Source organism: Acetobacter sp. DsW_063 (assembly GCF_002153745.1).
Lineage (GTDB): Bacteria > Pseudomonadota > Alphaproteobacteria > Acetobacterales > Acetobacteraceae > Acetobacter.
In genome coordinates this window covers 1-10,060 of the sequence record NZ_JOPL01000049.1, presented here as the reverse complement: position 1 = coordinate 10,060, position 10,060 = coordinate 1, and the positions used below count along the sequence as shown (strand labels likewise).

Below are 10,060 nucleotides of genomic sequence, written 5' to 3'. Positions count from 1 at the left end.
GACCATTCTTCGTCGCTGATATCAGACGGATATGATTTGCGTGCAGTATTCATCCAGACGTTCTGAAACACTCACGCCAGAAAATACATAACACCCTCTAGGCGATAAGCTTTACTTGAAAAAACCTTCGAACAGATTGTGATTTCCAGAACCGGCGTGGTGCGACGCCGAGGCTACTGACGCCGTCGAACTGGCTCCTGCTGTCAGTGCATTGAGAACGCTGCCCGCTATGTTGACAACATCCGTCAAACCTGTGCTGACCACGTTTACGATGGGCGATAGAAAGTCTGACGTGAGTCCGTGAGAGATATCTGCAAGAATATCCTGCAACGTAGCGTCGACGATGTTCTGCGGAACGCTCGGGAGATTGAGCGACACGGATGAAGTGGTCTGGCTCGCGCTGATGGTTGCGCCTGGAGCTTTTTGTAATTCCGATGGCAAAGTCAGTTGTCCGGTGGCGGCCGCAGTCGCGGCTACGCCGATTGCGGAGTAGATGTTCGTAGCCGCATCTCCGGATTTCGTATCCTGCTCGCTGATGCGTGTAGCGCGAAGGGCGTCCAGTTCAGCATTGTCAGTTACCTTGATGGCGCTGGAACTGGCGGCGCCCGTCGCGATCCACTGGCTACCGCCGAACCAGCTATTGCCCAGGTAGAGATACCCATTGATATAATTGGGGTCGCCAGCGGCACTTTGGCCGAGAACGTCCTCTTCGAACGCCCTTGCGATGACCTCGGCCTTGACGTCGGTCTGGACGGCTGAATCGATGATAGTCGGAACACCGACGTTGAGAATGTTGAGAAACTCGTTGACTTCGTTTGCTACTGAGCCGGTGCTGAACGTAAGGCCAAGCTGTTCAATAGCAGAGTTTCCAGCGACGACTATCGCGTTGGCGGTGGTTGCTATGAATTTATCGTATTGCGCGGGGTCGGCCATGATGGCTTGTCCGACGGTCTCTGAGCCCTGATATGGGGTGTCCCAGTAGTAGAACGATCCCCCCCATCCTCCGACAGTCATTCCGCCGTATTGCAGGGACGTTCCAATATCATCCTCAAGCATCGAGTTGATTGTTTGAAGGCTTCCGGTCTCGATTGTTCCGGAAATGACGGCCAGTCCGATTTTATCGGAGAGATTTTGGAAAACTACAGACTTGTCATCCCACGCGAGACCATAATCGGTCGCGGCGTGGATGAAGATATTCCCAAAGCTTGTCGGATCGTTGCCGTTAACGGTGATGGCTTGTTCGTACCAGAAGGTACTTTGTGAGTCGAGTGTGTTGGTTCCATCGGCAATAGCTGTATTGAGGAATGAAAGCATGTCCTCATAGCCAAGCAGGGCGTTCGCCGTGCCGCCGTCCGTGTCGGCGCTAAGCTGCGCCAATTGTGAAGTTGTAAGTTTCAGGGGGCCTGTTGTGGACGTTGATTCCTGCATGGTTTCCTGCAATCGCGTTAGCGACGCCCTCTGGATTGTCACTCCGCGCAGGGCGTCGGTCCGCCGCAATCTTCAAGGCATGGCTTGCGCGCTCTTCCCCTGAAGAGGGCGCGCGCCTGGCGCGGAATACGTTCAGGTCGTCATTTGATTGAATGTGGAACGCCGACCGAGCGGCGCGCCGTCGGCCGGTAAGTCATGTGCGACTAAAGATCAGTCGATGCCTTTGATCCACTCGTTTACATAATGATATTCAGGCGTGATCGTGCCGCCCAGAGCTTTTCCGATAGTGTCGACGACTTGAGACGCCTGATAGATGGCGTAGTCGTTGAACTGATGGAGCGCGCCGGTGATCGGACCGCTGACGGCGGTCAGAGCGACGCCGATAGGGCTGATTGCGTCCTGAAACGCATTGACCGTGTTGGCGGCGCCAATGAGCGCGTTGCCAAGCAGAGCGCTTAGCCCTCCGGCAGTGGGCGAAATCAGCAGGGATCCGCCGCCGGATATGGTGCTTACTTCAAGATCAGACAAATCACGCATCGAGATGTTCCTTGGAATTGATCGTTCAATGCACACAGACAATGTAGAGCGCAGCACACGCTTCATCGAAGGTGTGGGGGTTATTCCCAAAAACAGCTAAGCGTCTATAAATAGATAAAACAAGCGTTAAATGAAACAAAATGAATCTTTATGCAATTTTAACGTCAACATCCTGACGCAATTGATATTGTTTCGTAACATATTTTTCGCACGAATATTTGACCTGCATGAGTGAATTTTATCGAAATAAACATGAAAAATTCGGCCGTATTTTTGAATAATAGCTTTATTTATTTAATAAATAAACATTTTACATTGTTGATTTTAGAATTTTTTCGGAAAATCTATAAATATTTGCGTTTTTCGCTATGATCTAATCTTGTTTGCTGAAGTTAACATCTAATCTAAGTCCAATCGTAATCGAGGACGTGATTTAGCGGTCCCCGTGACGAATGATCTGGGAGAGGCATATGGACGGGCAGTCTGTCTAACATCGGTTGCGTCTGCGCGGGCGAAAGCGCTTTTCCAGACGAATAGTTGACCATGGCCCCGGTCTCCGGCACGAGACCCACCCTATGACGCGGTTCGATCCCCTTTTCCAGGACGCGCTGGCGAGATTGGGCGGCGAAAGCCGACGCCGACGCTTGCGCGCCTTCTCGCCCGTATCTGGGGGCGTTCGCTTTAATGCGGCCAACCAACAAGTGGTTGACTTCTCTTCCAATGACTACCTCGGGCTGGCCTCGCACCCTGTGCTCGTCGAGCGTGCGTGCGAATGGGCGGCTCGCTATGGCGCTGGAACCGGAGCCTCTCGCCTTGTGACAGGCACGATGTTTCTGCACGAGCAGGTTGAAGCTCGTGTCGCGGCGCTCAAGGGCGCAGAAGCGGCGTTGCTCTTCGCCAGCGGCTGGCAAGCGAACGCCTCGCTCGTTCCGGCGCTCGCCAGACTGTCGGTGGAGCAGGTCGGTGCGCCGCCGCTGGTTTTTACCGATCGTCTGAACCACGCCAGCCTGCATCAGGGGTGTGCTGCGGCTGGCGTGCGTCAAATTCGCTTCAGGCATAACGACCTCGGCCATCTTGAGACGCTGCTCGAGGCCCGGCGGGAAGTGTCTGGTCTTCGGATTATCCTGACTGAGAGTGTCTTCAGTATGGACGGAGATCGCGCGGACGTGCCTGCGTTAGCGGCTTTGGCGGAGCGGTTCGGGGCATTTCTCTGTCTGGACGAGGCGCACGCAACCGGAGTGCTTGGATCAGGCGGGGCAGGCCTGTCTTCGCTCGCGCCGGGCGGAGTGCATTTGATCATGGGCACCTTCAGCAAGGCTCTTGGCGGTATGGGCGCCTATATCGCCGGATCGCGTGCATTGTGTGACTGGCTGCTCAACAGCGCATCAGGCTTTATCTATTCCACCGCCATGCCGCCTGCCGTTCTGGGCGCCGCGGACGCTGCCCTGGAGCTGCTGCCGTCTCTGGACGATCAGCGTCGACGGGTGGCTGATCATGGTGTGCTGTTGCGGGACGGGCTCATCAGGGCGGGTTTTTCGACCGGCGAGTCATCGACCCAGATCGTACCCGTAATGATCGGCTCCGCCGCCGACGCACTGAGCGTGGCGCAGACGCTGGAAGGGGAGGGGCTGCTGGCTGTCGCGATTCGTCCGCCTACTGTTCCCGATGGGCAGAGCCGTCTGCGCGTCGCGTTGTCCGCCGCGCATTCGGAGCAGATGGTCGAGCGGTTGGCTGACGTCATAATACGTCTTCACCGGCCTGTGTGATGCATATCGTTCTTGCGCATGGGTGGGGATTCGATGGGCGGGTATGGGGCGCTGTGCGCGACAGGTTACGGGGGGGAGTTTTCGACGACGAAATTCATGTTCTCGACTTTGGGTATTTTGGTTCTTCCGAATTATGCATCCCTCTGGATGAACCTGTCGTCGCCGTAGGACATTCCTTCGGCCTGCTCTGGTTGCTGTCTCAGGCTTCATTGCACGCGGAGAGCGTGATTCTGGGAATCAACGCCTTTACGCGTTTCAGTCGTGCGGCAGACTTCCCGGACGGTGTGCCACAGCGACTGATCGACCGCATGCTCGCTGGCCTTGATCGTGACGCGCAAGGCGTTGTCAACGCATTCCATGAGCGGTGCGGACTTTCGGAGGAACAGGGCCGCGACGTCGCTCAGGAATCTCGCACGCTCGACACGAACAGATTACGTCAGGATCTGATGCGTTTGCGCGACGGCGACGTCAGCGGACGGGCAGGGCGGGTCATGGCTGCGCTCGGCAGTCGGGACGACTTGCTCGTCACCGAACCGATGACCCGAGCGTCGTTTCCTACGCAGCGTATCCAGTGGGCGGATAACGGGGGTCATCTCCTGCCGCTCACGCGACCGGATCTATGCGCGGATTTTATTCGCCAGACTATCGCGCAGCAAAAAGAGATTGGATGACGCCAATGCGCTCCACCCAGTTCGGTAATCGATCGGCGAAAGTCCTGCGTGAGGAGCGCCTGCGTATCGCCGCGCGCTTCGACAGCGCAGCAGCATATGACTCCGCAGCGTCGGTGCAACGCACGACCGCCCGGCGGTTGGCGGCGCGCTTGCGGTCGGCCTTCGCTGGGCGTGCGCCGGGTCGCGTGCTGGAATTTGGCTGTGGTTCCGGATTTCTGACCGGGTTGTTGCGAGAAATGTGGCCCGAAGCGCAGATCGTGGCGACTGATATCTCTCCGGCGATGGTCGAGCGTGCGCGCGTCCGATGCCCCAAGGCGGATTTCGCGACAATGGACGCGGCCCAGCCCGAATTGCCGGACGACCTGTCCGGGCAGTTTGATCTCGTGTGCGGCAATCTGGCGCTGCAATGGATTGAGCCGCGAGACGAGGCGCTCGCAGGCTTGGCGCGTATGCTGCGTCCCGGCGGAATTTTGGCGGCGACGACGCTCGCAGACGGAAGTTTCGCCGAATGGCGCTCCGCGCACGCCGGGCCGGGCTTTGCTTGCGGCATGCGCGAATATCCCGCCGAGTTCGCCTTGCAGAACGGTTGGCCACATCGCGCGGCGACGCCGTGGCGGACGCCGGAGGCCAGTGGTCGATGGGACGTCGAAACTCTGGTGGAGCAGACCGGAGGCGGCCTGGCTTTCATGCGCGGTTTGCGCGCCATTGGAGCGACTGAGGCTGCTCCGGACACGGTCAGCCTGTCGCCCGGAGCGATGCGCCGCGTTATCGCGCGTTTTGACGCGGCGGGTGGAGAGGTAACGTGGCGGATCGCTTATGGCCTGTTCCGCACTCCGCCTCGTGCGGGCGTATTTGTGACAGGAACCGACACGGGCATTGGCAAGACCTTCGTTTCGGCGTGCCTGACCCGTGCGTGGGACGCCCTTTACTGGAAGCCGCTGCAGACCGGTCTCGCGGAGGAAGATGGGGATGCAGCGACAATCGTGTCTCTTGGCGCAGCGCCGCCCGACAGGACCGTGCCTGGCGCGGAGGGATTTCTGGCTCCGTTATCGCCGGAAGACGCCGCCGCTGCGGAGGGGCGGCGCGTCGATCTGGATCTGCTGGTTACGCCGATGGCGCAACCAGACCGGCCCTTGGTCGTGGAAGGTGCAGGCGGAGTTCTCGTGCCGCTGACCGCGCCATCCTCAGAGACGGGCGAGGCGGGCACGATGATTCTTGATCTGATCGAGCGCATCGGGTTGCCGGTAGTGCTGGTCGCAAGAAGCGGCCTCGGGACCATCAACCACACATTGTTGAGCATCGAAGCGATGCGGGCGCGGGGCGTCGCGATTGCAGGGGTGGTGATGAACGGGCCGCTGTCGCCGGGCAATCGCGCCGCGATCGAACGTCACGGGCATGTGGCCGTGCTTGCGGAAATTCCGCCGTTCGAGCAGCCGACGCCGGAGACCGTCGCTGAGGCGTCGCGTTTGTTGCCGCTTTGGCCTGTAAAGTGACGGTATGTGGATCGGCGCTCAAATGTCCGGCGTGCTGGAAGCTGGTGGGGCAAGCGTTAGCGTCACAAGCTTGTATTGCGGCCATGTCGCGAAAATCAATGTAGTCTGCTCAAAATTCAGTACCCCGTCAGTAGCATGACGAAACCTCCGCGCTCCGCCTTCACGCGCGAGAACAGCCTGATCATGCCACAGTCGGTCGAACTCGGAGCTTCCGGCACGCAACGTCTCGATCAAGCTTTTGACCTGTTCTTTTTCACCATGAATGCTGTCCGCGCGAAATTCTGCGAGAACGCGACGTGCGCTGTGTTCCCAGTCACTCAGAAAATTCTTCGCCTCAGAGGACAGGAATACGTATCGCAGTAAGTTTGGATCATCACCGTTCAGCCACTCGCCAAAGAGAAGACGGGCAGGGGCGTTCGCCACGCAGACGTTCCAGAGCCGGTCCAAAACGTAGCAGGGAGCTTTCACCTGCTCAGGCATGGTCAGCACCGGCGCTGGAATGATGTCATGGAGTCTCGCTGGCGTCTGTGGGTCCTTGAGTCGCGCCAGTTCGAACAGATAGACGCGTTCGGCTGTCGTGAGCTGCAAGGCGCTCGCGATGCGCCCTAGCGTTGCGGCTGAGCACGAGACGTCGCGCCCCTGTTCCAGCCAAGTGTACCATGTGGTGCTGATTCCGCAGATATGCGCGGCTTCTTCGCGCCGTAATCCTCTGGCGCGTCGGCGGCCCGGCGTTGGATGGAGACCGACTTCGAGTGGGGAAAGCGCGTCCCGGCGCGCCCGTAAAAACGCGCCGATGGCTGTAGCTGTACTGGAGCGGACGGTCATGATGGGAGTTTTTATACCATGATAAAATTGGACCTTATACTCGCTTTATGGGCGCGGCAGTGTCGCCGTGATTACACACGCACAGAGTAGGAACTCGACCATGACGGAGTCATACGCGGCGCATCATTACGGCGCTCGCGCTCAGAATTATGTCGCCAGCACGGTGCACAGCCAGGGTGGCGATCTCGACGCGATCGAGCGGGCGGCACAAGGGAAGCAATGGCGTCGCGTCCTGGATCTCGGATGCGGTGGCGGGCATGTCGCCTATCGCCTGGCCGCACATGTGGCGGAAGTAATAGCGTGCGACGTCACCGACCAGATGCTGCGCGCTGTAGACGCGGAGGCGATCCGCCTTGGCTTGACGAATATCAGAACGATACAGGCTCCGGCGGAACGGCTTCCATTCGAGGATGGCGTCTTCGACGCCGTCTTTTGCCGATTCACCACGCACCACTGGAACGATGCTGCAGCGGGGTTACGTGAGGCGCGGCGTGTTCTGGCGCGGCAGGGGGAGGCCATGTTCATCGATGTGACGGCGCCGACCGTCGCGGTGGCCGACAGTTGGTTGCAGACCTTGGAACTCCTGCGGGACGTCTCGCACATAAGAGATTATTCCGTCGCCGAGTGGCGCAACCTGCTCGATGACGCCGGGTTCGTTCTCAAGGAAGTTTCGACGGATCGTTTGCGCATGGAATTCGGGAGTTGGGTCAGGCGGACACAAACACCCTCGGAAAGGATCGCAGCTATCAGATCCCTTCAAGAGGCCGCGCCGGAGGGCGTGGCATGTATTCTGGAGATTGAGAACGATGGCAGTTTTACGATTGATGTTTCTATCTTCGTCGCGGATGCGGTGTGAAAATTCACGCAACGAACCACCCTGCGGCGTTGCCTTTAGGTAAATTTTGTGTCGTAAAATTTCTTTATCATGGAAGCTGACAGATGAATGTTGACGTATAAAAGAAGCGATTTTTCGTTTCTGAATTTCCTACACAGGGACACGGGATTAATGTGCAATTAACCGGAGAGGAGGCGATGATCGTCTCATCGAACGAGGTTGCACATTGCTTTCAAGTTTAACGATACATCGTCATTAATTTTATATTTTCCCTTTGTTTTGTTGTGTATTTCTTGTGTCGTATGAATTTCTTCGTGCGTCGAATTCGTTGCGAGCCGCTATCTCTGCGCTGGCGATCAGAAAAATATTATAATTCCGCGGATGGGGCTGCGGGCCGACAGTCTGAATCGGTTGCGTCGCGGGTAAGCAGGGTCGATTGCTTAGGCTCCAGACAAGAGGCGCATACCTTCATGTGGCTCCGGACGAGGGTTTGACGGAAAGTTCGCTCTCGGCAAGGTCATGCCGTTTTGGGTGATTTACTCCGCCCACCCTCGGAACGGCGCCGGTTTCTTGCCGGAGAGGTCGTAGGTTCAACGCGCGGCGTGGCTTTTTCCGGTGTAGAAATTTCCGTAGGTAAGACTGTCAGCTTTATGGACAGAGCGGTTTCAATTTTACGCATCGCGCTGCGTTCGTTCATTGCGCATAAGGTGATAGCCCAACCTACGCGCCCGGCCCGACCTGTGCGGCCAATGCGATGGACATAAGTCTCCGGCTGTTCGGGGGGCGTCATATTAATGACCTGGCCAACCTGTTCGATGTCCAGTCCGCGGGCTGCGAGATCCGTCGCGACAAGAACCGACGCGCGCCCGGAAGCAAATTCCTGCATGGCGCGATTACGATCTGGCTGGGTGAGGCCGCCGTGCAGGACCGCAGCTTTCAGGCCCCGCTTACGCAATTGCTTGGCGAGAGCGCCAGCCTCATCCCGGCTGGCGACGAAGACGATGGCGTTACGGTCCGGGTGACGACGCAAAACCGCTTCTGCGGCCAGAGGCTTCTGCGCAGCTTCAACGAACATGATCGCCTGCCGGATGCTCGTTTTCCCTGTTTCGGGGGCAATGGTCTGAGGTTTGTAGAGGAAGCGCCGGGAGGCCTCCCGCGCTGCAGGCGGCAGGGTGGCGGATACGAGAATCGTTTGCCGCTGTGGGGCTAACAGAGGGAGAAGGTCATACATCTCATCCCGAAATTCCGGCGACATCAATCTGTCGCCTTCATCTAGCACGACGTGGCGGCAGGAGGCGAGGTCGATCTGGTCCCGCCGCGTGAGGTCGAGCAGGCGTCCAGGCGTTCCGACGATGATACGCGCGCGCTCGGGAGTGTCGTCCTGTGCGCCTTCCGGCGCCTCGGCCTCTTCGTGAGCGCCGCCATAGACCGCGAAGGGACGCAATTCGGGAGTCGGCGCCAACTGACGTCCCATCGCGGCGATCTGGCGCGCAAGTTCGCGTGTCGGCGCGACAACAAGCACTCTTGCGGCTCGCCTAGCCAACAGGAGATGCATCAACGGCAGGAGATAGCAGGCGGTTTTTCCAGCCCCGGTCGGTGCGATAATCTCAGCGTCGCCGCCCTCCAAAATCACCGGTATAGCGCGGGATTGAATGGGCGTAGGAACGCCTAGTCCCGCCTGAAGGGCCATGGCCGTCAAACGGGGGGCTAAACCCAGTGTGGCCATATCGCTTTTTCCTGGCGACGGCGCATTCGTTGGGGAGGTGGAAGTCTGCGAAGGCATGAACCCGTCCAAAAGCGAATCAGACCCTCCTTATAGAGCAACCTGAGTCCATGCGGAATCAAACCACGCGCCTGAGAAGGCGCGTTCGCCCTGGTGAGGCTATTGGTCGCGGGTCGGGGGCGGGCTGTTGTTCGAGTGCGAGCAACAGCGGCGCTGTCGCCTGCTCGGATGCGTCCATCCGAGCAGATGCCTTTTAGGCGGCTTGTGCGTGATAACTGTTCTCGTTTGGTGGCAAGTGGACGGGTCTCTGAATCTGGATGGCTAGCCAACTGATCGGGTGTCCGGCGGCGAGAGGCTCGAAGCCGGCACGTTCACGCTCAACGCTACATGATCTAAAGTTTGTTTTCCGTTGTAGCATTTGACATCGTCTGTGAATAAAACTGCGACTTACTCCAAGAAATTTTGCAGCGCTTCTGATAGTCATTTTTTTATTATTTACTAGATGGTTCAGTTTTTCATCCAGTTCCGCGGACCAAATCAGGGCTCGTGGCATGGATACTCTCTCTTCATTTAAATGATGGGCGAACAATCACTATTATTCCTAGCCCCAGAAGAAAACGAAGAGGCAAATTGACGGTTCTTTAACGGTATTGAATCTGTGGTGATATTAATGATTAAAAAAATATACTATGTGTATAAAACAATACGATACATATATATAAATATTTTTAATCAATTTATCTTATTTTTTATAAAAAATATTCAACTATATTATTATATTT

8 protein-coding genes are annotated in these 10,060 nt (G+C 57.4%); 4 read left to right on the top strand and 4 right to left on the bottom strand.

Annotation, left to right across the window (positions count from 1 at the left end):
* Nucleotides 1-111: 111 nt before the first annotated feature.
* Nucleotides 112-1,428, bottom strand: coding sequence for a hypothetical protein (locus HK28_RS08490; RefSeq protein ID WP_143217368.1), 1,317 nt, complete (start codon nt 1,426-1,428; stop codon nt 112-114).
* Nucleotides 1,429-1,638: 210 nt separating this feature from the next.
* Nucleotides 1,639-1,965 (bottom strand): hypothetical protein, encoded by a 327-nt coding sequence (locus HK28_RS08485; protein ID WP_086644161.1) that lies wholly within the window; start codon nt 1,963-1,965, stop codon nt 1,639-1,641.
* Between the two features lie 575 nt (nt 1,966-2,540).
* Between HK28_RS08485 and HK28_RS08480 the strand changes: the two genes are divergently transcribed.
* The 3 genes from HK28_RS08480 to bioD are packed head-to-tail and all read left to right on the top strand — an operon-like array spanning nt 2,541 to nt 5,895.
* Nucleotides 2,541-3,731 (top strand): aminotransferase class I/II-fold pyridoxal phosphate-dependent enzyme, encoded by a 1,191-nt coding sequence (locus HK28_RS08480; RefSeq protein WP_086644160.1) that lies wholly within the window; start codon nt 2,541-2,543, stop codon nt 3,729-3,731.
* Nucleotides 3,731-4,402 carry an alpha/beta fold hydrolase gene (locus HK28_RS08475; protein ID WP_086644159.1) on the top strand — a complete coding sequence of 224 codons (672 nt, stop codon included), beginning with the start codon at nt 3,731-3,733 and terminating at the stop codon, nt 4,400-4,402. The genes HK28_RS08480 and HK28_RS08475 overlap by 1 nt, the downstream gene beginning before the upstream one ends.
* Nucleotides 4,399-5,895: a dethiobiotin synthase gene (gene bioD / locus HK28_RS08470; RefSeq protein ID WP_233140440.1), complete on the top strand. Its 1,497-nt coding sequence runs from the start codon at nt 4,399-4,401 to the stop codon at nt 5,893-5,895. Before HK28_RS08475 ends, bioD begins: the two co-directional genes overlap by 4 nt.
* Nucleotides 5,896-5,913: 18 nt before the next feature.
* Here the strand turns inward: bioD and HK28_RS08465 are convergent, their stop codons facing one another.
* Nucleotides 5,914-6,720 (bottom strand): helix-turn-helix transcriptional regulator, encoded by an 807-nt coding sequence (locus HK28_RS08465; protein WP_086644158.1) that lies wholly within the window; start codon nt 6,718-6,720, stop codon nt 5,914-5,916.
* Between the two features lie 100 nt (nt 6,721-6,820).
* On the opposite strand from HK28_RS08465, the gene HK28_RS08460 reads away from it, so the two are divergent.
* Entirely contained in the window at nt 6,821-7,576 is a 756-nt protein-coding gene (locus HK28_RS08460; protein ID WP_086644157.1) for a class I SAM-dependent methyltransferase, read from the top strand.
* Between the two features lie 496 nt (nt 7,577-8,072).
* On the opposite strand, the gene HK28_RS08455 is transcribed toward HK28_RS08460, so the two are convergent.
* Entirely contained in the window at nt 8,073-9,281 is a 1,209-nt protein-coding gene (locus HK28_RS08455) for a DEAD/DEAH box helicase (RefSeq protein WP_233140439.1), read from the bottom strand.
* Between the last annotated feature and the right edge of the window lie 779 nt (nt 9,282-10,060).